The sequence below is a fragment of the Martelella mediterranea genome (assembly GCF_004342225.1).
GTDB classification, from domain to species: Bacteria; Pseudomonadota; Alphaproteobacteria; order Rhizobiales; family Rhizobiaceae; genus Martelella; species Martelella mediterranea_B.
The window spans coordinates 24,477-46,894 of sequence record NZ_SMAR01000006.1 but is presented as its reverse complement, the minus strand read 5'-3'; the positions used below and the strand labels follow the sequence as shown (position 1 = coordinate 46,894).

The 22,418-nt window shown below is 55.8% G+C and carries 21 protein-coding genes and 1 pseudogene; 17 read left to right on the top strand and 5 right to left on the bottom strand.

Going from position 1 to position 22,418, the window contains the following annotated elements; all coding sequences use genetic code 11:
• Positions 1-132 precede the first annotated feature (132 nt).
• Positions 133-702 carry a TetR/AcrR family transcriptional regulator gene (locus EDC90_RS05845; protein ID WP_132309547.1) on the bottom strand — a complete coding sequence of 190 codons (570 nt, stop codon included), beginning with the start codon at positions 700-702 and terminating at the stop codon, positions 133-135.
• Between the two features lie 75 nt (positions 703-777).
• Here EDC90_RS05845 and EDC90_RS05840 point away from each other — a divergent pair, with 75 nt between their 5' ends.
• Positions 778-1,803 carry an NAD-dependent epimerase/dehydratase family protein gene (locus EDC90_RS05840; protein WP_132309545.1) on the top strand — a complete coding sequence of 342 codons (1,026 nt, stop codon included), beginning with the start codon at positions 778-780 and terminating at the stop codon, positions 1,801-1,803.
• Between the two features lie 43 nt (positions 1,804-1,846).
• On the opposite strand, the gene EDC90_RS05835 is transcribed toward EDC90_RS05840, so the two are convergent.
• From EDC90_RS05835 to EDC90_RS05825, 3 genes are all read right to left on the bottom strand, one after another.
• Positions 1,847-2,176, bottom strand: a complete 330-nt coding sequence (locus EDC90_RS05835; protein WP_132309543.1) for an L-rhamnose mutarotase — start codon at positions 2,174-2,176, stop codon at positions 1,847-1,849.
• A gap of 16 nt (positions 2,177-2,192) precedes the next feature.
• A complete protein-coding gene (locus EDC90_RS05830) occupies positions 2,193-3,017 on the bottom strand; it encodes an amidohydrolase family protein (protein ID WP_132309541.1) in 825 nt (274 codons plus the stop codon).
• A gap of 139 nt (positions 3,018-3,156) precedes the next feature.
• Positions 3,157-3,921, bottom strand: coding sequence for an IclR family transcriptional regulator (locus EDC90_RS05825; protein ID WP_132309539.1), 765 nt, complete (start codon positions 3,919-3,921; stop codon positions 3,157-3,159).
• Positions 3,922-4,127: 206 nt separating this feature from the next.
• On the opposite strand from EDC90_RS05825, the gene EDC90_RS05820 reads away from it, so the two are divergent.
• The 7 genes from EDC90_RS05820 to EDC90_RS05790 all read left to right on the top strand — a co-directional run bounded on the left by EDC90_RS05820 (position 4,128) and on the right by EDC90_RS05790 (position 11,346).
• Positions 4,128-5,456, top strand: a complete 1,329-nt coding sequence (locus EDC90_RS05820; protein WP_245510955.1) for an ABC transporter substrate-binding protein — start codon at positions 4,128-4,130, stop codon at positions 5,454-5,456.
• A gap of 101 nt (positions 5,457-5,557) precedes the next feature.
• Positions 5,558-6,460: a carbohydrate ABC transporter permease gene (locus tag EDC90_RS05815; protein ID WP_132309537.1), complete on the top strand. Its 903-nt coding sequence runs from the start codon at positions 5,558-5,560 to the stop codon at positions 6,458-6,460.
• A complete protein-coding gene (locus EDC90_RS05810) occupies positions 6,457-7,320 on the top strand; it encodes a carbohydrate ABC transporter permease (RefSeq protein ID WP_132309535.1) in 864 nt (287 codons plus the stop codon). The genes EDC90_RS05815 and EDC90_RS05810 overlap by 4 nt, the downstream gene beginning before the upstream one ends.
• A gap of 4 nt (positions 7,321-7,324) precedes the next feature.
• Positions 7,325-8,428, top strand: coding sequence for an ABC transporter ATP-binding protein (locus tag EDC90_RS05805; RefSeq protein ID WP_132309533.1), 1,104 nt, complete (start codon positions 7,325-7,327; stop codon positions 8,426-8,428).
• 14 nt (positions 8,429-8,442) lie between these two features.
• Positions 8,443-9,174, top strand: coding sequence for an SDR family oxidoreductase (locus tag EDC90_RS05800; protein ID WP_132309531.1), 732 nt, complete (start codon positions 8,443-8,445; stop codon positions 9,172-9,174).
• 17 nt (positions 9,175-9,191) lie between these two features.
• Positions 9,192-10,469, top strand: a complete 1,278-nt coding sequence (locus EDC90_RS05795; protein WP_132309529.1) for an L-fuconate dehydratase — start codon at positions 9,192-9,194, stop codon at positions 10,467-10,469.
• A gap of 25 nt (positions 10,470-10,494) precedes the next feature.
• A complete protein-coding gene (locus EDC90_RS05790) occupies positions 10,495-11,346 on the top strand; it encodes a fumarylacetoacetate hydrolase family protein (protein WP_132309527.1) in 852 nt (283 codons plus the stop codon).
• 37 nt (positions 11,347-11,383) lie between these two features.
• Here the strand turns inward: EDC90_RS05790 and EDC90_RS05785 are convergent, their stop codons facing one another.
• Positions 11,384-12,163: a DeoR/GlpR family DNA-binding transcription regulator gene (locus EDC90_RS05785; RefSeq protein ID WP_245510954.1), complete on the bottom strand. Its 780-nt coding sequence runs from the start codon at positions 12,161-12,163 to the stop codon at positions 11,384-11,386.
• A 212-nt stretch (positions 12,164-12,375) separates the two neighbouring features.
• Between EDC90_RS05785 and EDC90_RS05780 the strand changes: the two genes are divergently transcribed.
• The 9 genes and pseudogenes from EDC90_RS05780 (at position 12,376) to EDC90_RS05740 (ending at position 22,372) form a co-directional block, all read left to right on the top strand.
• Entirely contained in the window at positions 12,376-13,665 is a 1,290-nt protein-coding gene (locus EDC90_RS05780; RefSeq protein ID WP_132309523.1) for a hypothetical protein, read from the top strand.
• A 106-nt stretch (positions 13,666-13,771) separates the two neighbouring features.
• Complete coding sequence (gene phoR, locus EDC90_RS05775) at positions 13,772-15,019, top strand: phosphate regulon sensor histidine kinase PhoR (RefSeq protein WP_432419991.1); 1,248 nt, start codon at positions 13,772-13,774, stop codon at positions 15,017-15,019.
• Between the two features lie 166 nt (positions 15,020-15,185).
• Positions 15,186-16,301, top strand: coding sequence for a PstS family phosphate ABC transporter substrate-binding protein (locus tag EDC90_RS05770; protein ID WP_432419990.1), 1,116 nt, complete (start codon positions 15,186-15,188; stop codon positions 16,299-16,301).
• Positions 16,302-16,356: 55 nt separating this feature from the next.
• Positions 16,357-17,840, top strand: a pseudogene (gene pstC / locus EDC90_RS05765) (phosphate ABC transporter permease subunit PstC).
• On the top strand, positions 17,837-19,168 hold the full coding sequence (pstA, locus tag EDC90_RS05760) for a phosphate ABC transporter permease PstA (protein WP_132309519.1): 1,332 nt from the start codon (positions 17,837-17,839) through the stop codon (positions 19,166-19,168). Before pstC ends, pstA begins: the two are co-directional and overlap by 4 nt.
• A 16-nt stretch (positions 19,169-19,184) precedes the next feature.
• Positions 19,185-19,994 carry a phosphate ABC transporter ATP-binding protein PstB gene (gene pstB, locus EDC90_RS05755; RefSeq protein ID WP_432419989.1) on the top strand — a complete coding sequence of 270 codons (810 nt, stop codon included), beginning with the start codon at positions 19,185-19,187 and terminating at the stop codon, positions 19,992-19,994.
• A 30-nt stretch (positions 19,995-20,024) separates the two neighbouring features.
• Entirely contained in the window at positions 20,025-20,738 is a 714-nt protein-coding gene (phoU, locus tag EDC90_RS05750; protein WP_132309515.1) for a phosphate signaling complex protein PhoU, read from the top strand.
• A gap of 33 nt (positions 20,739-20,771) precedes the next feature.
• Entirely contained in the window at positions 20,772-21,455 is a 684-nt protein-coding gene (phoB, locus tag EDC90_RS05745) for a phosphate regulon transcriptional regulator PhoB (RefSeq protein WP_132309513.1), read from the top strand.
• Between the two features lie 212 nt (positions 21,456-21,667).
• Positions 21,668-22,372: an orotate phosphoribosyltransferase gene (locus tag EDC90_RS05740; protein WP_132309511.1), complete on the top strand. Its 705-nt coding sequence runs from the start codon at positions 21,668-21,670 to the stop codon at positions 22,370-22,372.
• Positions 22,373-22,418: the final 46 nt, after the last annotated feature.

Genomic DNA, 22,418 nt, shown 5'->3' with positions numbered 1-22,418 from the left:
GGGCTTTCAGCCCTGCTGTCATTCTTATGTAAATAGATTATTCAAATTTGGAGGTATTGCAAGAGCCGAAAACAACCGGGTTCATTTTTCATAGTGCAACCAGTCCAATAGACCCTGTCTCATCTGCGGAATTTAGCAGCTCTCGTCGAGGAGGCGTTCCGTCAGAAATGTGATCTGTTCCTCCCGCCTTTCCCGTCCCGCCGGTATCTTGTAAAGGCCGCCGATACAGGCAAACAGAAGGGCAGTGCGCTCTGAGGCTTTAGCGCGTGACCAGCCCTCTTCAATCAAAAGAGCGGTTGCGCGTTCCTGAAGTTCATTACTGAGAAGAGTAATTTCCGAACCCGTGAGGATAACGGCCTGGTGTGTCAGCTCCGCCCGATGCGGAGAGGCTTCAAGCACGGCATCAAGCTCGAAATACTTTGCAGACAAAGCAGCAGCGATCCGGTCACTGGCAGAGCCATTTGCCGTGAAGGCCGTTTCAGCTGCGATCTTCAGGCGTGATGCCACGGACATGAGAACGGCACGGAATACAGCGTCTTTATCAGGAAAATAGGTGTAGAGTGTGGCCTTTGCGACGCCAGCACGTCGGGCGATCGCTTCCATCGTGGTTGATCGCAGGCCGAATTCCAGAAACTGCGTCTTGGCTGCGGCGGTGATCCGCTGCGCACGATCCTGTTTTTTTCTCATTGGTGGTTGCGTCATACCTTGAAGGCTCCGAAAAAATGTTCATACTGAACGAATATCGTTCGTTTCGTATAAAAATGTGAGGTTGAATTGATGGATACAGTACTTCTGACCGGCGTCACAGGCTTTCTCGGTGGGCACATCGCGATCGAACTTCTGAACTCCGGTTACCATGTGCGCGGAAGTCTGCGCAATCCGGGGGCAGACGGCGAGCGTATACAAGGGGTCAGGCAATCTTTGGAAGCCGCTGGCGCTGATACCTCGCAGTTGGAGTTTGTCACGCTTGATCTGCTGAAGGATCAGGGCTGGGATCAAGCCGCAGAAGGCGTGCGTTATGTCATGCATGTGGCGTCGCCGTTCGTGACCTCAATGCCGAAAGATCCTGATGTTCTGGTCAAACCGGCTGTAGCTGGAACGGAGCGGGCATTGAACGCCGCAGTAAAAGCGGGCGTTGAGCGGGTGGTTTTGACCTCATCCACGGTGGCCATCGTTCAGGGGCGGGGACCGGGCCGACCTGCAAGGCTTGGTCCGGATGACTGGCCGGACCCTGATGAAGGGCGGCTTTCGGCTTATGCGCTATCGAAAAATCTGGCTGAACGACGGGCCTGGGAAATGGCCGGAGAGACAGGTCTGGACCTTGCCGTCATAAATCCCGGTTTCATAATTGGCCCGTTGCTGGATGATGATCCGGGGACATCTGGCGCTGTATTTCAGCGATTGTTGCGCGGTGATCTGCCGATGGTGCCGCGGTTGCACATGCATTTGGTTGATGTTCGTGATCTCGCGCGTATTCATGTTGCAGCGTTGAGCGCACCGGAGGCCGTCAACAAGCGCCATCCGGCTGCCTTCTCCACAGCCTCGCTGAAGGAAATATCAGCCATCATGACAGAGGCCGCGCCTGCGTATGCCAAGAAGTTGCCGTCGCGCCAGGCCCCTGATTTTTTGGTGCGTCTGATTGCGCTTTTTGATGGTGATATCCGTTCCAATCTCAACGAGCTTGGCTATGCGCCCGCGCTGGATGCCAGCCGTGCGGCAAACCTGCTCGGGTGCGCGCCAAGAGCCGCGGGGGAAACGATCGGTGATATGACCAGAAGCCTCATTTCCCGCGGACTGGTCTAGGCGATCCTTGTTTCCCGGCAAGCGGAAAACAGGCGGAAAGGCCTCACGCCAGATGGAAAACGTCTTCCATCTTGGTCCACCAGTCTCCGTCTTTGGCGGTGTCGAGCGGTTTCTGGCAGGGTTCGCAGACCGCCCACCATTCCTGTGTTTTCGGGTCTGCTGCCATCTTTGCCATATCGGCTTCGTAATCGTCGCCGGTATATTCGTAATAGGAAAACAACAGGTTTTCCGGTTCACGCAGAAAAATCGTATAGTTTTGGATATTGCACTGTTTGATCATGTCCAGCACTTCCGGCCAGGCATTGGCGTGAAGCTGTTTGTATTCAGCGACTTTTTCGGCGTTGAGCTGGATCACCATTCCAATTCGTTGCATTTTCTTCTCCCGGTTTTCAAAGTCCATAAATACGGCTGGCATTGCCGCTGAAGAGTTTTTCCTGCTCTTGCAGGCTGGCGGTGCCGGTGATCTCGCGGGAAGCATTCACCCAGTCTTCAAGGCTGGCTGTCAGTGTGCAGACCGGAAAATCCGAGCCCCAGACGACGCGGTCAAACGAGAAGGCATCGATGACGTGTTCGATATAGGGTCGCAGTGTTTCTACGCTCCAGTTTGCACCTCCATATGCGATGACGCCGGAGATTTTTGCGGCGACATTTGGCAGACGTGCGATTTCGCTGATGGCGCTGCGCCACGGATCAAGTCCGTTATTTTCAATGTCGGGCACACCGCAATGATCGAGGACAAACCGGACGTTCGGGCACTTCTTCGCCAGATCCATTGCCAGCGGTAGCTGGCGCGCCAGCACACACAGATCGAAGGTGAGGTTGTGATCGGCAAGTCGGCTGATATTTTCGGCAAAGACGGGGGCTTGTGAAAGGTCATCCGGCATGGTGTGCAGGACACGGCGAAAACCTTTGATGCCGGGATTGGCTGTCATCCTCTCCAGAAATGCCGGGAAATTCTTTTCTTCCGGGCGGCATGCCGCAATGGCGCCTATGATCTTTTCATGTGCGCCGGAGATAAAATTGCTCTCCGCCTCGATATCTTTATCGGCCACATCAACTTCCATGTGAAGAGCGGCCTCAATACCGAGGGCTTCAGCCTTTTTAAAATAGTCTTCAGCTGTCGTCTGCTTATTCAGCGCTGGCACGCCTTCAAGCCATGGATAGGAAAAGCGATCCTTGTAAACAAGGTGCAGGTGGGTATCGATGATGCGCATGGTTCCTCCCTCTCATGCGTTTTAATTTAGAGCGCCGTGCATCCATTCGGATGCACAAAGGACGCCCTAACCTATTGAATCTACGAATCGTGCTTTCCGAAAATCGATTTCGATTTTCGGGCCGATGCTGTAAAAGCGCTTAGTCGCTGTCGTTGCCGGAGCGGTCCTGCGAAAGGTGGCTTGCTGCTGCGCGGACGAGTGTGAGTGCGTTTTGCTGATCGCTTTCAACCGGGCGATCAAGGCGGGCCGTGTAGGGGCAGGTGATGACAGCCATCACCGAACCCAGCGGCCCCATCACCGGTGCTGTCAGATTGGTGACACCCGCTATCTGTTCGCTGGCCGTCACGGCGTAGCCGTCTTCACGTATGCGCGGCAGACGTGCCTCCACATCCTCTGTCAGGGTTTCGCCTGCACCTTTCAGCATCAAGGCGCGGTTCTCCGGCGACGAGAATGCCAGAAAGACAAGGCCGGACCCTGTTGTTGTCAGGCCAAGGCGGGTGCCGACACGCACTGCCAGGCTCCAGTAACTCGGTGCATCGACCTGTGCGACGACGACAGCGGCGGAACGGTCAAACACGACAAGATGACAGGACTGGCCCGAATCGTGGGCAACCTGCTGCAGATGCGGGATCGATTGGTTGACAAGCCGCCGCAATGGCGGACGAGCATGAACCAGCTCAAACATCTTCAGTGTGATTTCGTAGCGGTCCTCGCGGGTGCGGCGGATATAGTCGCGTCGTACCAGCCGGTCTAACATCCGGTAAATCTCGTTTGGCGTGCGAGACAGCGCCTTGGCGATTTCAGCCTGACTGAGTGAGCCCTCGGTCGCAGCCAGGAGCTCGAAGATGTCGAGGCCCTTATCCAGTGCAGGGGCGCGATAACGATCGGCATCATCATTGGTCATCTGCTGTCTCCTGCCTGCTTTTGAACCGGTCTGTATGCATGGTTGCGGCCTTTTGTTGTGGCATGTCCCGAACGCGCCAAGTTTAAATATCGTGGCCGGGCGTTGACGGATTGTCAATTATCATGCTTATATACAAATACTCTTTTCAAATATGGAGGATCAAGTCTTTTCTGACTTGGCGTTTGAAAAGGATCGAGGAGGAAAACATGGCATTGAAACCGTTAAGGACACTGCTGGTCGCCTGCTGCGCGGTTGGCGGGCTGGCTGTGACAGCCAACGCTCAGGAATTCGATTACGGCAGCTTTCCGGACTACACACTGAAGGTCAAACTGATCGGTGGTACCCAGTATGAGAAGCTTTACACCCGAATCCCGGAATGGGAGGAGATGACGGGTGCGAAGGTCGAAATCGTGTCTTCGAAAAACCATTTCGATCTCGACCGTGAAATCAAGCAGGATATCGCAGCCGGTCCGGTTTCCTGGTGTGTCGGTTCCAACCATACCAGCTTTGCGCCGCAATATGGCAGCCTTTACATCGACCTTTCGGAGCATGTTCCGCAGTCCGAGCTTGATAAATATGTGCCCGGCACGCTGGAATCGTCCAAGGTTGACGGACGGCTGGTTCAGCTTCCGCGCGTAACAGATGTTTCAAACCTTTATTATCGCAAGAGCCTTTATGCGGATCCGGCCAATCAGGCGGCCTGGAAAGAAAAATATGGCACCGAGCTTCAGCCGCCGAAAACCTATGATGAGTTCCGTGATCAGGTGATCTTCTTTGCAGATCCGCCGAACCTTTACGGCACAGCCTTTGCCGGCAAGGACGAGGGAATGTCCGGTCGCTTCATGGAAATTCTGCGCGCCAATGGTGGTGATATTTTCGATGAAGACCTGAAACCCATCTTCAATTCCGAAGCCGGGGTCGAAGCGCTGCAGTGGTTTGTTGATGTCTATAATGCCGGTGCAGTTCCTGCCGGTACTGTCAACTACACATGGGATGATATCGGTCAGGCCATGGCCGCCGGCCAGCTGGCAATTGATCTCGACTGGCCGGGCTTTGCCGCTTTCTTTGCGGATCCGGAAGCGTCAAAGATCTCTGACGATCTCGGTTATGCGGTTGCCCCTGTCGGTTCTTCCGGCAAGCGTGGTGGCTGGTCCGGCTCGCACTCTTTCTCAGTCACAGAAGATTGCGACAACAAGGACGCAGGCGTTTCCTTTGCCGTCTTCATGACCAATGATGAAAGCGAGCTGATGGAAGCCAAGGCCGGCAACCTGCCGACCCGTACGGCGACCTACGACGAGGTTATCACCTGGTTCAATGAAAACGGTAAGGAAAACCTCGCCGAGATGTTCCAGGTCTGGCAGGAATCGCTGGCCGATGCCCGCACGCCGCCACTGATCGCGGAGTGGATTCAGGTATCCAACGTGCTGTGGCCTGAGCTTCAGGCGGCGATTGTGGGCGAGAAAACCCCGCAGGAAGCGCTTGACGATGCAGCGCAGGAAGCGACCTACATCATGCAGGATGCTGGCTACTACTAAGCCTCATACCTCAACTTTGGTCACCGGCCCTGGCGCCGGTGGCCCTTAACGGCTCCAAGGCCGGATACCCAATCATTTTTGTCAATACAGATAGGCGTGACATGAAATTCTTCAGGTCGCCAAGGGCGACGCCGTATCTATTGCTGCTGCCTGCAATCGTCGTCATTCTGGCGGTTGTTCTTGTGCCGCTCGTGGTTTCATTCTGGACGAGTTTCACCAGCTACAATCTCGTGCGCCCGCACACGCTGTTCAATTTCGTCGGACTTCGAAACTATCAGCGGCTGATGGGAGACGATGATTTCTGGTGGGCGTTTGGCCGCACCGTGGTTTTCATCACCATCACGCTAAATCTTGAAATGGTCATGGGGCTGGGGCTGGCGTTGCTGGTCAACCGGATCACGTGGGGGCAGCGCACGCTCAGAACCATCATGATGTTCCCGATGATGTTCTCGCCTATTCTCGTCGGCTTTCAGTTCAAATATCTGTTCAACGATTCCGTCGGCCTGGTGAACAATGCTCTGTTCGCGCTGAACCTGATCGACAAACCGATCCCGTGGCTGGTCAATGGCTGGCTGGCGAACTTCTCCATCATTGTCGCGGAAATGTGGATGTCGACCTCAATCTTCGCGATCCTTCTGATGGCTGGGCTTCTGGCAATGCCGAAAGATCCGATCGAGGCGGCCCGTGTGGATGGCTGCAACGCCATTCAGGTGTTCCGCCATATCACGCTGCCGTTTCTTATGCCGTTCATCTGGATCGCAATGACGATCCGTTCGCTCGATGTTGCGCGTGCTTACGACATGGTGAAGATCATGACCAATGGCGGGCCGGCAGGCCGCACAGAGCTGATCTGGACGCTGATGACACGCACCGGCTACCAGAATTCGCAAATGGGTATGGCCAATGCCATGGGCTATATCTCGATCCTGCTCTCGATTGCCTTCACCATCATCTTCTATCGCAACCTTGCCAAATCGCGGCTGTTCATGGGAGGTGCACAATGAGCGCGAGAACCATCGAAAAACCCTGGCAGCGCTGGCTTTTGTGGATCACACTGTTCATCGCCATGGCCATCCTCGTCGTGCCTGGTGCATGGGTGGTGATGACCGCATTCCGCCCGAATGTCGAGGTAATGGCCCGTCCGCCGATCTGGATTCCCGAGCAGTGGACACTGAACAACTTCCTCGGCATCTTTGGCCTTTTGCCGGAGCGTCAGCAGGGCCTGCCGGTCGCCAATTATTTCATCAACTCGCTGGTGATCTCGCTGACGTCGACTTTCGTCGCGATCTTCATCGGCATGATGGGCGGCTATGCCTTCGCCCGTTACCGTTTTAAAGGCAAGGGCGCGCTGTTCTTGTCGTTCATGCTATCGCGCACGGTGCCCGGCGTTGCCCTGTCGCTGCCGCTGTTCATCCTGTGGAGCCGTATCGGCCTGATCGATACGAAGTTTGGTCTGATCCTCGTTTATATGGCGATCAACATCCCCTTTACGATCTGGCTGACGGATGGTTTTTTCCGCCAAATTCCGGCGGATCTTTCGGAAGCCGCGCAGATTGACGGCTGCACCCGCTGGCAGGCGTTCTGGAAGGTCGAGTTCCCTCTCGCCCGTTCCGGCCTTGCGTCTGCTGGCATCTTTGCCTTTCTGACAGCATGGAACGAGTTTGCGCTTGCCAGCCAGCTGACCCGTACCACCGCATCGAAAACCATGCCGGTCGGGCTGATGGATTTTACCGCCCAGTTCACTGTGGACTGGACCGGTATGAGCGCCATGGCGGTGCTGATCATCATCCCCGCGCTCATTCTCACCTTCATTGTACAAAAGCATCTGATTGCCGGACTGACGTTCGGTGGTGTGAAAGGATAATCCCGTGGCCGAAGTGCACCTTTCCAAAATCGTCAAGCGTTATGGTTCGCTGGAAGTCGTCCATGGCATTGATCTTGAAGTCAAACACAACGAGTTCGTGGTTCTTGTCGGCCCGTCAGGCTGCGGCAAGTCAACGACCCTCAGAATGATCGCCGGACTGGAGGAAATCTCTGACGGTGAGCTGCGGATCGGCGACCGCGTCGTCAACGCTTTGCCACCGCGTTCGCGTAACATCTCCATGGTTTTTCAGTCCTATGCGCTCTATCCGCACATGACCGTGCGCGAAAATCTCGGCTTCGGTCTCAAGATCGCGGGCATGTCGCCGGAAGAGATCACCCCGCGTGTTGATGAAGCGTCCGCCATTCTCGGTCTTGAGAAGTTCATGGACCGGCTTCCGGCGAACCTTTCCGGTGGCCAGCGTCAGCGTGTGGCTATGGGGCGGGCCATCGTGCGCCACCCGGATGTGTTTCTGTTCGATGAGCCGCTTTCAAACCTTGATGCGAAGCTCAGAGGCCAGATGCGCGTTGAGATCAAGAAACTGCATCAGCGCGTCAAAACCACCGTCATCTATGTAACGCACGATCAGGTGGAAGCGATGACGCTGGCCGACCGGATTGTGATCATGCGTGACGGACATGTCGAACAGGTCGGTACGCCGACAGATGTGTTTGAAAATCCCGTGAACACCTTTGTTGCCGGTTTTATCGGCTCGCCGCCGATGAACCAGCTTGAAGGGATGATCGAACAGGAAAACGGGGATGTCGTGGCGCGCGTCGGTGGCGGTGTTGCCGTGCCGCTTCCTGAGGACATCGCGCCGAAAGTCAGGGCCGGTCAGAAGGTTGTGATCGGGTTCCGCCCGGATGCCTTCGCACCGAAGGGGCATTCGCTGCATCCGGAAGACCGCTCGGTTGAACTTGACCTGCCAGTGGAAATTTCTGAGCCACTCGGCACGGAAACCATCATCTATACCCAAATCGGCGGCAAGGAAGTGCAGGCAAAGATGCTTGATCCGCGGCCATTGAAAGATGGTGAAGCGCTGACCTTCACGCTCGATGTTGAACGCCTGCACGTCTTTGACGGCGAAAGCGGCAAAAGCCTGCGCGCGTGAGAAAGGAAATGAATATGACAGATCTGACCGGAAAAACCTGCCTGATCACCGCCGCTGCGCAAGGCATCGGTGCGGCCTCCGCACTTGCCTTTGTCAAAGCGGGTGCAAAGGTGATCGCCACTGATATCAACGCCGATAAGCTTTCAGAGCTTGATGGTATTGCAGGCATCGAAACCCGCGTTCTTGACGTGCTGAATGAAAATGCCATTGCAGCACTGGCCGCTGAGACCGGCGGTGTCGATATCCTGTTTAACTGTGCCGGTGTCGTTCATGGTGGCTCCGTGCTGGAGATGAAGGAGGGCGATCTCGATTTCGCCTTCGATCTCAATGTAAAGGCCATGGTTCGGATGATCCGCGCCTTCCTGCCCGGCATGATCGAGCGCGGCGATGGCTCCATCATCAACATGTCTTCGGTCGCTTCGTCCATCAAGGGCGTGCCGAACCGGTTTGCCTATTCCACCACAAAGGCTGCTGTCATCGGCATGACCAAGGCGATTGCCGCTGATTATGTGACCAAAGGAATTCGCTGCAATGCCATTGCGCCGGGAACCGTCGACAGCCCTTCGCTGCAGGAGCGGCTGAAGGCGACCGGCGACTATGAAAAGGCACGCACGGATTTCATTGCCCGCCAGCCGATAGGCCGCATTGGTACACCGGAAGAAATTGCTGAACTCGCCGTCTATCTGGCCGGTGCGACCTACACCACCGGGCAGGCGCATATCATTGATGGCGCATGGGCCTGCTGAGCGGAGGGCATGAAAGAATGACAAGCATTACCGGTCTTTCGGTTCATGATCTGCGCTTTCCAACCTCTGATAAGCTGGACGGCTCGGATGCAATGAACCCCGACCCCGATTACTCGGCTGCCTATGTCGTGCTCAAGACGGATTGCGATCTGGAGGGCCACGGGCTGACCTTCACCATCGGGCGCGGGAATGAGGTGGTCTGTGCGGCGATTTCAGCGCTTGAAAATCGTGTGCAAGGGCTTTCTCTCGGATGGATCAGCGAAGATCCTGCGCGTTTCTGGCGGCATGTGACCGGTGACAGCCAGTTGCGCTGGATCGGCCCGGACAAGGGGGCGATGCATCTTGCAACAGGCGCGGTGGTCAATGCCGTTTGGGATCTTCTCGGTAAAGCGGCAGACAAGCCGGTCTGGCAGCTGATCGCCGACATGACGCCGGAGCAGCTCGTGTCCATCGTCGATTTTCGCTATCTCACCGATGCGATTACGCCGGATGAGGCGCTTGCGATCTTCCGCAAGGCGGAGGCCGGAAAGGCGGAACGTCTCGAAGAGCTGAAGACAAACGGCTATCCCTGCTACACAACATCGGCTGGCTGGCTCGGCTACAGTCACGACAAATTGCGTCGCCTTGCGCAAGAAGCCGTTGATTCAGGCTTTTCCTTCATCAAGATGAAAGTTGGTCAGGACCTGGAAGAAGATATCGCGCGGCTGAAGATCGTCCGTGAGGTCATCGGCGAAGACCGCACACTGATGATCGATGCCAATCAGGTCTGGGAGGTCGATCAGGCGATTGAATGGGTGAACGCGCTTGCCCCATTCCGCCCGTATTTCATTGAGGAGCCGACGAGCCCCGACGATGTTGCCGGACACCGGAAGATACGCGAAGCCGTGGAGCCGGTGAAAATCGCGACCGGCGAGATGTGTCAAAACCGGATATTGTTCAAGCAGTTTATTGCTGGCGGTGCGATTGATATCGTGCAGATCGATGCCTGCCGCATCGGTGGCCTGAATGAAGTTCTTTCCGTGTTGCTGATGGCGGCAAAGTTCGGCCTTCCCGTCTGGCCTCATGCTGGCGGTGTCGGGCTTTGCGAGTATGTTCAGCACTTGTCGATGATCGATTATCTGGTCGTCTCAGGCACGAAGGAAGGCCGCGTGATTGAGTATGTCGATCATCTGCATGAGCATTTCATTGATCCATGCACAATCAAAAACGCGGCTTATATGCCGCCGAAACGTGCGGGCTTTTCCATTGAGATGAAGTCTGAAACGCTTCATAACTACGCGCACCCGGCGTCCTGAAACGCCACGAACAGGGAGACATACCATGAAACTGCTTCGGCTTGGCGCATCCGGCGCCGAACGTCCGGCCATTCTTCACACTGACGGCACATATCGCGACATTTCCTCGGTTGCGGTTGATATCGCTGGCGAGACGCTGACCGATGAAGGCCTCGCCCGCATTGCCGCTGCCGGGATCGACAGCCTGCCGGTTCTGCCGCAATCGAGCCGTATCGGGCCTTGCGTTGGCGATGTCGGGAAATTCATCTGCATTGGTCTGAATTATGCCGATCATGCTGCTGAAACGGGTGCGGAACTGCCGAAAGAGCCGATCATCTTTATGAAGGCGACCAGCGCCATCATCGGGCCGAATGATGATGTCCGCATTCCGAAGAATTCGAAGAAGACCGACTGGGAAGTCGAGCTTGGCGTCGTCATTGGCAAGGAAGCCCGATACGTCGATGAGGACGATGCGATGGATCATGTCGCCGGTTACTGCGTCATCAACGATCTCTCCGAGCGTGAATTTCAGATTGAACGCTCCGGTCAGTGGGTGAAGGGCAAGAGCGCCGATACATTCGGCCCGATTGGTCCCTATCTCGTCACCCGCGACGAGGTGGACGATCCGCAGAACCTGCCGATGTGGCTGGAGGTGGACGGTCATCGCTATCAGGATGGTTCGACCAGCACGATGGTGTTTGGTGTGGCGACGCTTGTCAGCCATCTGAGCCAGTTCATGAGCCTGCAGCCGGGTGACATCATCACCACCGGCACGCCGCCCGGTGTTGGTATGGGCCAGAAGCCGGAGCCCGTCTATCTGAAAGAAGGCCAGACTATGAAGCTTGGCATTGAGGGTCTCGGCGAGCAGACACAGAAGACGATTGCCTGGAATGCCTGAGGCGCTTTGTGCTGGAATTCCTGATGCAAAACCCGCCTCAACCGGCGGGTTTTTCCGTTCTAGAAACGGCGATTTCTGTGTTCCATCGCTTGCAACTGGCTGATAATTCCGGCGTCAGTGATCTGTCGGTGAAAAAGGTGTTGATGTCAGCCAGTGAGGCAATGCGGGCAGGGGCCGTCCGTGAAAACTTTGAATGATCGGCGACGAGAAATGTCTTGCGCGAGCGGGCAATTGCGGTCTGGCTGACGCCGACCTCCATGATATCAAAGTCCAGAAGGTCGCCGTCGTCATCGATGGCGGAACAGCCGATCACAGCCAGATCAAACTTGAACTGCTCGACAATCCGGTTGGCCAGTGTGCCAACAAGTCCGCCATCGGTACGCCGCAGCAAACCGCCAGCCAGCACGATCTCGCAGTCCGGATTGGCCACGAGGATATTGGCGACATTGATGTTGTTGGTGACAACGAGCAGCTTGCTGTGGCCGAGCAGCGCACGGGCAACGGCCTCGGTCGTCGTGCCGATATTCATGAAAATGGCGGCATTGTCCGGAATCGCGGCGGCACAGGCTGCGGCGATGTTTGCTTTTTCATCAGAATGCAGGCTGCGGCGATCATCATAGCCGATATTGGCGGTGCCAGATGGCAGCACCGCGCCTCCATGTACGCGAGTCAGTTTTCCGGCATCAGACAGCTTCAGAAGGTCACGGCGGATCGTCTGCACCGTAACCCCCATGCGGGCAGCAGCCTCCTCAGCCACAATCCGGCCTTCTTCGCGGGCGATCCGCATCAGATCGTCGAGGCGGAATGTCTGCGACAATGATCGGCTCCTCTCATGCGCTTGTTGCCTGATAACAAAGGCATTTTTCGGGACGGATTGCAACGCCAGACCGATCGTTGTCATCTGAATGTCGATGAGTCTATGGAACAGTAGACATGTATTTTGCCTTGATACATTGTGCGAAACCCTGTCAATAGCGATCAGGCTGTGCGTTCAATGCAGCAGGTTCTGAATAAAACGGGATAGGAAACGTGAGCGGACTGGAAGAAGCCATCAGAAAGGCACTCGACAACGCCGAACGTGAAGATGCGAATGTGCGGGCGCGAATTTACCAGTCTGCGCGCGATGCGCTGGAGCGCGGTTTGTCGAAGCAGCAGGTGTCCGATCCCAAGGTTGCCGCACGTCAGCGGCGACAGCTTGATGATGCGATCACGCAAATTGAACGTGAAGAAGCTGAAAGGGCGCGCTCGGTGAGGGGGCGAAACGCCCCGCCGCTGTTTGATGATCCTTTCGCCGTTGGCCGCACGCCGGAAGCTGGTGAACAAATCTCATCGGACGTCCCGGAAGAGCCTTTTCTGCAAATGGACCCGCCCATGCATGCAGAACCGTCCGTCGAGATGCCGTTTGAAAACGCCTCGGATCCGACGGTTTTTCCGGATGGTCCTGCGTTTGATGATGGCCGCGGCCGGACCGACGCTGACTTCACACGAGACGATTTTACACCCGAGCCGGAAACAGGTCACCTTGATGCTGGCGCACTCGGCGGCATGGGCGATATTTCGGTGGATGACGACCGGCGCAGGCCGGCAAGGCGAAAGCGTGCACCAAAGAAGGCGGCGGCATCAAAGGCCAAGGTCGGTCAGAAAGAACATAGAAGCCCGAAACGGGATACCGGTAAACCACCTTATCGCAAGAAAAAGCGCGGTATTTTCGCGACCGGTTTCATGCTGCTCGTCGTCATCGCTTTTGTCGCTGCGGGCGCCTGGTGGATCATGCAGTCCGGCTTTACGATGAACCCGCAGTCGCGCGATACGGCTGTTCCCAACCCACCGCCGCGGATTGAGGCTGAGGATTTTGAAGGCGCTTCCACCTGGACACCGGTCTATCTGCCGGGACAGGCGAGCGGTGTTGCGACAGGTGCATCTGCTTCGGCAGAGGAGGTGACAGTGGATGGCGAACCGGCACTGCGCATTGTGGCCAATGCCGCAGGCGATTCCGGTTCTGTTCGGTTTCGCATTCCCCCTGCTGTGACGAATATGCTGGAAGACGGGCCGGTACTGGTCGAGGCGACCGTTGTGGCGCCTGAGGGTGGTGACCATCAGGCAGCTATCGCCTGTTATGATGGGACGATACAGGGATGTCAGCGCCACCGATACTCCGCTCCGGCGCATCGCGATAATCTGGTGATCCAGCTAAGGCCGAATGGCGGCGCCCTTCCGTCTCAGCTGATGATTTCGAGTGATGTGAACGGGACCGGTATTCCGCTGGATATTTTCGCAATCCGCGCGAGGTCTGTGGATGAAGCGGAGAATGTTCAGTAAAACCGCACTGATTTCGGCCGCAGGAATATTACTGTCATAAAACACGTGTAGCGACCGTCTGTTAAGATGGATTTCTGCAGATGATCTGGAGTGGCAATTGAACCGGCTGAACCATGCGGTCCGTAATCTGACAGTGCGTGCGACTTCAGCGCGCGCTGTGCTGGTGGCTGCGTCTCTGGTGGCACTGGTTGCCTGGGGCACGAGTGCTCTGGATATTCCGCATGTTCTGATCGGCTGGCTGGCGGTGGTTGCTGCTGCACTTTATCAGGTGAAGCTGAAAAACGAGGAGCGTGAAACGCCGGTTGCCGATAGGCATGAGCATGATGCGCCTCTTGATTTTGGCGACATGCCACGGTTCCTCGACGAGATCGATCTGGCGATCTACGTGCTGAATGTTGACGGGTCCGTTCTGTTTCAGAACCGTTCTGCCGGCGATACCTTTGGAACGTTTCCGATCGGAGCACATATTTCTGCGCGCATGCGTGCGCCGGGTGTTCTCGATATCGTGCGCGATACGCTGTCGAGCGGACGCTCCAATCAGATCGAATATTCCGAGCGTCTGCCCTCCGAGCGGGTTTATCTGGTGCGCTCTGCGCCTGTTGCTGCAACGGCTGAAGCGGGCGGGCGACCGACTTTCCTGCTGATGTTCCGGGATGTTTCTGAATCCCGTCGCATCGATCGGATGCGGTCCGACTTTGTCGCCAATGCGAGCCACGAGCTGCGCACGCCGCTTGCTTCTCTGCGCGGTTATATTGAAACACTGCAGGGACCGGCAAAGGGTGATGCAAAAGCGCAGGAGCGGTTTTTGCCGATTATGCTGGATCAGGCCACGCGCATGAGCCGTCTGGTTGATGATCTTATGTCGCTGTCACGTCTGGAGGTGAGGGCTCATCTGCCGCCTGACCAGACCATTGAACTGGCGCCGCTGATTGAGCATGTGCGTGACTCTCTCCTGCCGCTGGCAAACGAACTTGGTGTCGGTATTTCGCTGCACATGCCTGATGAGCCTGTTTACGTGCAGGGCGATAAGGATGAACTCGTAGAGGTCTTTGAAAACCTCATGGAGAATGCCTGCAAATACGGTTCCGATGGCGAGAAAATCGATGTTCATCTCAAGCACCTTTCACCGCGTGGTGCCGAAGTGTCTGTCATCGATTATGGTCCAGGTATCCCGGCTGAGCATGTGCCGCGCCTGACGGAGCGTTTTTATCGTGTTTCTGTGGCCGACAGTCGTTCCAAGAAAGGCACTGGTCTTGGCCTGGCGATCGTCAAACACATTTTGACAAGGCATCGCGCCAGACTGATTGTCCGCTCTGAAGTCGGAATGGGTACGACCTTTATCGTACGCTTTTAGGTGCATTTCACGCCGTACCTGAAAACAATAAAGAAAACAATAAAGAAAACAAAGCGGTGATCCTTCATAAATACTTTGCAAAAGTGTCATAAAAGAAGGACCTGCACGCGATAGCTATCTGGTTTAGCGTGTTCTTAGCTGCGCCAGACATTCAGACCGCGCTCCAATCAACAAAACCCGCCAAGGGACAAGCGCAATGACGCTCTCGACATTGATCAGGATTTCGCTTTTTGCGCTGTGCATCACCGCCAGCGCTGCCGATGCGCGTGATCAGGTCAGGATTGTCGGGTCTTCCACAGTGCTGCCTTATGCGCGCATTGTTGGTGAGACGTTTGGAAAAGTTTATCCGCAGTTCAAAACGCCGCTGATCGAATCCGGTGGTTCTTCTGCGGGGCTGAAGGAATTCTGCAAGGGTGTTGGACCTGATACGATTGATATCGCCAATTCCTCCAGACCGATCCGTTCCGGGGAAGCCAGCTTTTGCGCTGAAAATGGCGTCACAGGTATCGAGGAGTTCAATTTCGGATACGATGGTATCGTGTTCGCGACCAGTGCGGAAACTGCCGGTTTTGATCTTACGATCGAACAGCTCTACCAGGCGCTTGCCAAAGAACTGCTGGTCGATGGTGAGCTCGTAGCCAATCCGTATCAGCGCTGGTCCGAGATCGATCCGTCGCTTCCGGATATCCGCATTGATGCATTTATACCCGGTGAGAAGCATGGCACACGGGAGGTGCTGGAAGACCGCATCATGTCGGTTGGGTGCATGAAGAGCGGAACGCTGGCAGCATGGGCCGAGAAGCTCGACGCAGAAGAGGCCGAAGATCGTTGTGTCGAAGTGCGCCGGGATGGCCGGGCGATCGGCATCGCTGGCGATTATACCGAAACACTGCAGCGCATTCAGTCGAACCCGGGCGCGTTGGGTGTTTTCGGTCTGTCCTTTTATGAAAATAATGTGCGCCAGCTGAATGTCGCCGCTATCGATGGTGTCGAGCCATCTGCGGCAACAGTGGCTTCGGGCGCCTATCCGGTGTCGCGTCCTCTGTTTTTCTATGTGAAACAGGCGCACCTCAATGTCATTCCGGGCCTTCGGGAATATGTTGATTTCTTCTTTTCCGAAGACATGGTGGGGGCTTACTCGCCGCTGACTGAATATGGGCTTGTTCCTGTTTCTGCGAGAGAGCGTCGGGATATTCGCGCGGCGCTGGCAGCCGAAGATGCGGGAATGACATATCAGGATACTGACGGGCGCCCGCAGGCCGCGCCCGGAAAAAACGAATGAAAATAACAAGCGGGTTCAGCATCGTTTTGGCTGAGACCGTCTATCGGATGGACATATGTTTGTCGCTTTGATTGTAGTTTTGTTGGCTCTTTTCGGTGTCGTCGGCTTTCTGGCCGCGCGTACACGCGTCATAGCGTTGTCCGGCACCGCGCCGCACGGCTTAAGTCAAGGCCCATTCACTACGCAAGTTTTGTGGCGTTTTACACCGTCGTGCCTGCTCTTGCGGTGATGATCGTCTGGCTCGTTCTCAGCCCGATTGTGATGGGGGTTCAGGTGCGGGAAGGGTTTTCAGGTGCATTGGATAATCAGCCTCCCGCCGCTACGAGCCTGAGCTATAATTCTGTACTTTCTGTTGCGCGCGGTCTGCGTTTGGTCGAGGCAGAGAAAGCCGACACATCTGCTGGCGATGGAGAGCAGTTACGCACGTCATTTGCCCAAGTGGGCGTTCAGCTTGCCCAGGTCCCCCGGAAAGAGGTGATCTTAGCCGCCAAACACCTGAATAAGCTGCGGACGATCAGCAATGTCTCTATGGCAGTTGTGGTCGCCGCCACGGCACTCGGCGGTTTTGTCCTGTCGCTTCGAAATATCCGTCCGGAGTTCAGGGCGCGCCGCAGGGTTGAACGTGTCGTTTACCTGTTTCTGATTGCTGCATCGTCGGTCGCGGTACTGACGACACTGGGCATTGTGCTGTCTTTGATTGTTGAATCCTTAAGGTTCTTCTCGCTGGTTTCACCAAAAGCCTTTTTCTTTGGGGCGATCTGGGATCCGGGGTTCTCATCGGCAGGGGAGGCCGGCGTTGCGGGTCTGTTCGGCCTGATTCCGCTCCTTGTCGGAACGCTCTATATTGCCGCGGTGGCGCTCGTGTTCGCGGTTCCAGTCGGCCTTTTCGCAGCGATTTATCTGGCAGAATATGCCGGGGCACGGTTCAGGGCCATTGCAAAGCCAGCGCTGGAGGTGCTCGCCGGCATTCCCGCCATCGTTTACGGCGTCTTCGCTCTAGTGATTGTCGGGCCTTTCCTGCGTGATCTTTCCGGCGTTATCAATGGTATTGTAACCGGTGATAATGCCGGGCTTGTTGCCGCGCAGTCTGTTCTGACGGCTGGACTGGTAATCGGTGCAATGCTGATCCCTTATATCTCATCGCTTGCTGACGATATTATCAAGGCTGTGCCTGCTTCTCTGAAGGAAGGGTCTTTAAGCCTCGGGGCAACGCAGTCTGAAACCATTCGCCATGTGCTGTTGCCAGCAGCCAAGCCGGGCATTGCCGGTGCTCTGCTGCTCACGGCCTCGCGGGCAATCGGTGAAACTGTGATTGTGGTGCTGGCTGCCGGTCTCGCGGCGCAGATCCACTATAATCCTTTTGAACCCATGACGACGGTGACGGTTCAGATCGTCAACCAGCTGATCGGCAGCCCCGCTTTTGATACGCCACAGACACTCGTGGCCTTCGCGCTTGGTCTGACGCTTTTCGTCATCACACTGGTTCTGAATATCTATGCGCTTTACATCGTCCGTGGTTACAAGGAGCTTTACGCATGACCGATGTCACGCAGGCTCCAGTGCCTCAGAGGCAAAACGAGCATAAAGCAACGGCAGAAAAACGAAAAAAGCGCCTGAAACAGCGTCTTGCAGCAGAGCTGCGCTTCCGGACCTATGGCCTGATGGCCATCGCTCTTGGCCTGTTTTTCCTTGCGGTATTGTTCGTCTCTATCGTTTCAAACGGCTATTCTGCGTTTCAGCAAACCACCATCACTTTGCCGGTGACCTTCACCGAAGCGATTATTGATCCGCAAGACAGGCGCACAGACGATCCCGAGGCACTGCTGCGGTCAAACTATAACAGCATTCTGGCCAATGCTGTTGCAGAGGCACTCGGCCTTGATCCGGCCAACCAGACGACAATGCGTCATGCCATGCGCCTGATCTCGCTGAATGCGGGGATCAGGCTGCGTGAGGTCGTGCAGGAAGATCCTTCTGTGATCGGCAAAACGCTTTCCGTCACTTTTCTGGCTTCTGCTCCGGCTGATGCAGCCTTCAAATCAGCTGGCAAAGAGGAACGGCTCGGTTCCGGCCACGGACTGAATCAAACGCAGGAAGTATGGCTTTCAGAGTTGATCGCACAGGGCTCAGTCAACCAGTCCTTCAATATCGGCTTCCTGGTCAATGGTGCCTCATCCCGTCCCGAGGCCGCTGGTATCGGTGTCGCATTGGCCGGTTCATTCTACATGCTTGTGATCGTTCTGGTGCTGGCGCTGCCGATCGGCGTTGCGTCTGCAATCTATCTGGAGGAATTTGCGCCGAGGAACCGCTTCACGGATCTGATTGAAGTCAACATCAATAACCTTGCGGCTGTTCCGTCGATTGTTTTCGGGTTGCTCGGTCTTGCCTTTTTCATTGGCTATGCAGGGGTTCCCCGCTCGTCGGTGCTTGTTGGCGGGCTTGTGCTGACGCTTCTGACGCTGCCAACAATTATCATTGCGACCCGCTCCGCGCTGGACGCTGTACCGTTTTCCGTGCGTGAGGCGGCGCTTTCAGTCGGCGCGTCACGCATGCAGGCTGTTTTCCACCATGTGCTGCCGCTGGCGACTCCGGGCATTGTGACCGGCGCCATACTGGGTATGGCCCGCGCACTCGGGGAAACCGCGCCTCTGCTTTTGATCGGAATGGTGGCCTTCGTTGCAGATTATCCGGAAAGCCCGCTGGATGCGGCAACGGCCTTGCCTGTTCAGATTTATATGTGGGCAGGCGAGGTGCAGCAGGGCTTCATTGCCAGAACATCTGCCGCCATCATGGTGCTTTTGGTGTTTCTGTTGAGCATGAATGTAATTGCAGTCGTTCTCAGGCGGCGTTTCGAGAAGAAGTGGTGAGGGGTTGGCCGTGAACATGATGAGCGATCCCGACGCGAAAAAGGTGCTGGACGATAAAATGAGTGAGACAATCTACAAAATAGTCGGCACGGATGTCTCCGTATACTACGGTCAGAAGCGCGTTCTGTTCGATGTCAGCATCAAGATCCGTGAACGGGCGGTGACAGCATTGATTGGCCCTTCCGGTTGCGGAAAATCGACGTTTCTGAGGGCGCTGAACCGGATGAATGATACGTTGGGAAACTGCCGGGTGAGCGGGCGCCTGACGCTGGACGGGAACGACATCTATGGTTCTGACGTCGATGTCGTTGAGTTGCGTTCGCGTGTCGGCATGGTGTTTCAGAAACCCAATCCGTTTCCCAAGACGATTTATGAAAATGTTGCCTATGGCGCCCGCATTCACGGACTGGCGCAGCATCGTCACGAATTTGACGAACTGGTGGAGACCAGCTTGCAAAAGGCAGGCCTGTTCAACGAAGTCAGAGACCGGCTTCACGAGCCTGGCACGAGCCTTTCCGATGGCCAGCAGCAGCGTTTGTGCATAGCGCGGGCGATCGCTGTGAATCCGGAAGTGATCCTGATGGATGAACCCTGTTCAGCGCTTGATCCGATTGCCACGGCCCGCGTGGAGGAGCTGATCAGTGAGCTGAGGCAAGACTATACGATCGTGATCGTGACGCACTCTATGCAGCAGGCCGCTCGCGTTTCCGAGCGCACGGCCATGTTCCATCTGGGCCGTATGGTCGAGGAAAACGATACGGACACGATTTTCACCAATCCCTCTGATGAGCGCACCCAGGATTATATCATGGGCCGGCTTGGCTGATCGCAGCGGACGGACGAAGGATAAAGCAAAATGGCGCCCTCACACATTCTGACGGCATATGATGAAGAACTGAAATATCTGCAGCGCCGGATTTCCGAAATGGGCGGACTGGCAGAGGAAATGGTTGGCGATTCTCTCAGAGCGCTGGTCAACACCGACATGGGGCTGGCCCAGAAGGTGATTTCTGACGATCTCATTCTGGACGAGGCCGAGCGTGAAATCGGCGACAAGGCTGTTGTGACCATCGCACGACGTCAGCCGGTGGCCACGGACCTGCGCGAAATCATGGGCGCGATTCGGATCGCTTCTGATCTTGAGCGGGTCGGCGACCTTGCCAAGAATACCGCCAAGCGGGTGATTTCGGTTCAGGGCACCGGCGTTCCGCGCAAACTGGCGCATGGCATTGAGCATCTTTCTGAACTGGCGCTGATGCAGCTGAAGGAGGTGCTGGATGTCTACACCTCGCGGCAGGCAGACAAGGCCAATTCCATCCGCGAACGCGACGATGAAATCGACTCGATCTATACGTCGCTTTTCCGGGAGCTTTTGACCTACATGATGGAAGACCCGCGCAATATCACCACGTGCACGCATCTTCTGTTCTGCGCCAAGAATATTGAGCGCATCGGCGATCATGCAACCAATATCGCTGAAATGATCTACTACATCGCAACCGGCACGCAGCCTGAAGGTGAGCGGCCCAAGCACGATACATCCACATCTGTCGGCTCGAACGACATTTGATGCCTTTGCTTTTGAAAGGGAGTTTGAAGTCCAATGGTCCCAAAGATTGCTGTTGTTGAAGATGAAGAGGCTTTGAGCGTTCTTCTTCGCTACAATCTCGAAGCCGAGGGGTATGAAGTCGAAACAATCCTGCGCGGTGATGAAGCGGAAATCCGTCTTCAGGAATGGGTGCCGGATCTTCTGTTGCTCGACTGGATGCTGCCCGGCGTCTCCGGCATTGAACTTTGCCGCCGTTTGAGAATGCGGCCCGAAACCGAACGTCTGCCCATTATCATGCTGACAGCACGCGGTGAAGAAAGCGAGCGTGTTCGGGGACTGGCCATCGGTGCAGATGACTACGTCACCAAGCCTTTTTCGACGCCGGAACTGATGGCAAGGGTTAAGGCTATCCTGCGTCGAGCGCGTCCGGAGGTCTTGTCGACTGTTCTTAAATGCGGCGATATCGAGCTGGACCGTGAAACCCACCGCGTTCATCGCAAGAACCGGGAAGTCCGGCTTGGACCGACGGAATTCCGGCTGCTGGAGTTTTTGATGAGCTCACCGGGGCGGGTGTTCTCCCGCGCACAGCTTCTCGACGGGGTCTGGGGTCATGACATCTATGTGGATGAGCGGACCGTCGATGTGCATGTCGGACGTTTGAGAAAAGCGCTGAATTTCTCGCAGATGCAGGACGTGATCCGCACTGTGCGCGGCGCCGGTTATGCTATGGAAGTGTGAATGATGACAGGCATTCCTGCTTTCTGGCCGTAATGATATAAACGATTTAATGAATATCATTGCGGTCGGCTGCGAAAACGCTATTTTCCGCGATTGACGATTTTATCGGTTCAAGGCAAAGGTCTTTCGACCTTCAAGCCTTGCAATCGCCGTGTTTTTTCGCATGTTCGGGTCAGTCGCCGGACGTGCGACGGCAGTAGGAAAGGAATGAAATGGCGCAGGCGAGTTTTGCCGATCCGGCGGTTGTGGCCGACCTCATGGCACGTATGCTTTGGGAAATCGAAGCGGTTCATTTCTCACCGGAAGAGCCTTATAAACTGGCCTCCGGTCTGGTCAGTCCTGTCTACATCGATTGCCGTAAGCTGATTTCTTATCCGCGCATTCGTTCAACACTCATGGACTTTGCCGCCGCAACCGTGATGCGGGAGGCTGGCTTCGAAAAGTTTGATTGCGTGGCCGGTGGCGAAACCGCCGGGATTCCTTTTGCCGCATTTCTGGCCGACCGGCTGGATCTGCCGATGATTTATGTGCGCAAAAAACCGAAGGGGCATGGCCGGAATGCCCAGATTGAAGGGCATATGCCGCATGGTGCCCGCGTGCTCGTCGTCGAAGACCTGACGACAGCAGGCGGATCAATGTTCACCTTTATCAATGCCATTCGCAATGCGGGCGGCACTGTCGAACACGGTCTGGCGTTGTTTTACTACGATATTTTCAGCGAAGCTAAGGGGCGCTTCAAGGGCGGACGTGTCGATCTGCACTATCTTGCGACATGGAAGAACGTTCTGGCTGTCGCAAAAGAAAAGAAGCTGTTCGATGCGAAAACGCTTGAAGCCGTTGCGGCATTTCTGGACCATCCGATGGATTGGTCGCGTGCCCATGGTGGCCTCGACAAGCTGATTGTTGAAGGCTTTTGATGCGGGCTTAAAATCGCTGAGAGAATTGATCAGATCATCTGGGAGA

What these genes read in the sequence shown, in the direction of transcription:
- EDC90_RS05845 (WP_132309547.1), bottom strand. Translation starts at nt 702, where the DNA reads ATGACGCAACCACCAATGAGAAAAAAACAGGATCGTGCGCAGCGGATC.
- EDC90_RS05840 (WP_132309545.1), top strand. Translation starts at nt 778, where the DNA reads ATGGATACAGTACTTCTGACCGGCGTCACAGGCTTTCTCGGTGGGCAC.
- EDC90_RS05835 (WP_132309543.1), bottom strand. Translation starts at nt 2,176, where the DNA reads ATGCAACGAATTGGAATGGTGATCCAGCTCAACGCCGAAAAAGTCGCT.
- EDC90_RS05830 (WP_132309541.1), bottom strand. Translation starts at nt 3,017, where the DNA reads ATGCGCATCATCGATACCCACCTGCACCTTGTTTACAAGGATCGCTTT.
- EDC90_RS05825 (WP_132309539.1), bottom strand. Translation starts at nt 3,921, where the DNA reads ATGACCAATGATGATGCCGATCGTTATCGCGCCCCTGCACTGGATAAG.
- EDC90_RS05820 (WP_245510955.1), top strand. Translation starts at nt 4,128, where the DNA reads ATGGCATTGAAACCGTTAAGGACACTGCTGGTCGCCTGCTGCGCGGTT.
- EDC90_RS05815 (WP_132309537.1), top strand. Translation starts at nt 5,558, where the DNA reads ATGAAATTCTTCAGGTCGCCAAGGGCGACGCCGTATCTATTGCTGCTG.
- EDC90_RS05810 (WP_132309535.1), top strand. Translation starts at nt 6,457, where the DNA reads ATGAGCGCGAGAACCATCGAAAAACCCTGGCAGCGCTGGCTTTTGTGG.
- EDC90_RS05800 (WP_132309531.1), top strand. Translation starts at nt 8,443, where the DNA reads ATGACAGATCTGACCGGAAAAACCTGCCTGATCACCGCCGCTGCGCAA.
- EDC90_RS05795 (WP_132309529.1), top strand. Translation starts at nt 9,192, where the DNA reads ATGACAAGCATTACCGGTCTTTCGGTTCATGATCTGCGCTTTCCAACC.
- EDC90_RS05790 (WP_132309527.1), top strand. Translation starts at nt 10,495, where the DNA reads ATGAAACTGCTTCGGCTTGGCGCATCCGGCGCCGAACGTCCGGCCATT.
- pstA (WP_132309519.1), top strand. Translation starts at nt 17,837, where the DNA reads ATGACCGATGTCACGCAGGCTCCAGTGCCTCAGAGGCAAAACGAGCAT.
- pstB (WP_432419989.1), top strand. Translation starts at nt 19,185, where the DNA reads ATGATGAGCGATCCCGACGCGAAAAAGGTGCTGGACGATAAAATGAGT.
- phoU (WP_132309515.1), top strand. Translation starts at nt 20,025, where the DNA reads ATGGCGCCCTCACACATTCTGACGGCATATGATGAAGAACTGAAATAT.
- phoB (WP_132309513.1), top strand. Translation starts at nt 20,772, where the DNA reads ATGGTCCCAAAGATTGCTGTTGTTGAAGATGAAGAGGCTTTGAGCGTT.
- EDC90_RS05740 (WP_132309511.1), top strand. Translation starts at nt 21,668, where the DNA reads ATGGCGCAGGCGAGTTTTGCCGATCCGGCGGTTGTGGCCGACCTCATG.